The 1,496-nt window shown below is 52.6% G+C and carries 2 tRNA genes and 2 rRNA genes; all 4 read right to left on the bottom strand.

Features of this window, described 5'->3' with window-relative positions:
* Window positions 1–400 (bottom strand): 23S ribosomal RNA (locus FAA86_RS24355); the annotation flags it as partial.
* A gap of 491 nt (window positions 401–891) precedes the next feature.
* Window positions 892–967: transfer RNA gene (locus FAA86_RS24350), tRNA-Ala, on the bottom strand.
* A gap of 112 nt (window positions 968–1,079) precedes the next feature.
* Window positions 1,080–1,156, bottom strand: a tRNA-Ile gene (locus tag FAA86_RS24345).
* A 245-nt stretch (window positions 1,157–1,401) separates the two neighbouring features.
* Window positions 1,402–1,496 (bottom strand): 16S ribosomal RNA (locus tag FAA86_RS24340); the annotation flags it as partial.

The following is a 1,496-nucleotide window of genomic DNA, read 5'->3' as shown; positions in this document are numbered from 1 at the left end:
AGTGTTCTACGCTTACGGGGCTATCACCCACTCTAGCCAGGCTTTCCAACCTGTTCAGCTTTATTCCTCATTGCCACTGGCCTGGTCCGCGTTCGCTCGCCACTACTTGCGGAGTCTCGGTTGATGTCCTTTCCTACAGGTACTTAGATGTTTCAGTTCCCTGCGTTCGCTTCTAACCCCTATGTATTCGAAGGTTAGATACCTTATTACAATGCTTGGAAACCCAAGCCGATCTTTTGGATCAGTTTGGATTCTCCAAGCATTTAAGGTGGGTTTCCCCATTCGGATATCCATGGATCAAAGCTTATTCGCAGCTCCCCACGGCTTTTCGCAGCGTATCACGTCCTTCTTCGCCTGTGCATGCCAAGGCATCCACCAAATGCCCTTACGACACTTAATCGTTCTCATTGCCAATGCTCATCGTCTAGTCAGCCATTCCTCAGAACGACCAACAGACCGGGCTACCTTTTACAACCCAGTCCACTCAACAATGCCATCGACGTGTTCGATCCGGTCACTTTATTGGAGCTACGCCGAGCAGCTCGCTTGTGCCGGATCTTTAAGACCAGCTTCTCGAGATTAAATCCGGGATCGCGCGGTCAGGCAACGATCATCAGCAATCCGTCAGAGGCGACCGAAGTCACCAACAACGAACGACCAGAGCGACAGGCTTCCTACCTACCTCCGACCCTTCCCCAAGATCCGGCCGGCTAGGCCATCACAAGGTTCATCAGGATCGGGCTCGGACATGGGATCAAATCCCATACCTGGAAGCCTCCAGATCAATCTTCTCTTCACAATGTATGCAGAACAGGCACAAGGCATATCGCCAGGTGCAAACTTTTATTTCTTCAAAGACAAGGTCGCCGCCTCGCATCAACACCAAAACCTTGGTGGAGCTGAGCGGGATCGAACCGCTGACCCCCTGCTTGCAAAGCAGGTGCTCTCCCAGCTGAGCTACAGCCCCATTCAGGTTGCACCTCAAGGCTATAACCAAGAGATCCGTCAACGCTTAAACCACAAATCCATCCAGACCATCCAAAATCACCAGATGCGCTCAAAAGCGCAAAGGCAAATCGTGGTGGGCCCGGGTAGACTCGAACTACCGACCCCACGCTTATCAAGCGTGTGCTCTAACCGACTGAGCTACGGGCCCATAAGGATGGAACAACACAAAGCCACCCGAGACATCAAGCCTCAAGCGACCAAAGCGTGGTCCTTGTCTTCTGAAGAAAGAGAAACGTGGACGGCGATCTGCGCCATACCGTCCGGATCCTTAAGATCTCCACGGCGTATTACGTTTTCGATCGTGACCTGACTGGCCCGATCTATGTTCTAAAAAGCACGGGAAGGTTCATCCTGATCTGGTCAGGCGTCTTACCAATTCCACAGCTTCCTTAGAAAGGAGGTGATCCAGCCGCAGGTTCCCCTACGGCTACCTTGTTACGACTTCACCCCAGTCGCTGACCCTACCGTGGTTAGCTGCCTCCCTTGCG

Origin of the sequence: Rhizobium rosettiformans W3 (assembly GCF_004912135.1) — a bacterium.
GTDB classification, from domain to species: Bacteria; Pseudomonadota; Alphaproteobacteria; order Rhizobiales; family Rhizobiaceae; genus Allorhizobium; species Allorhizobium rosettiformans.
Note: the sequence above shows the minus strand (reverse complement) of the source record. Positions and strands in the feature narration are given on the sequence as shown.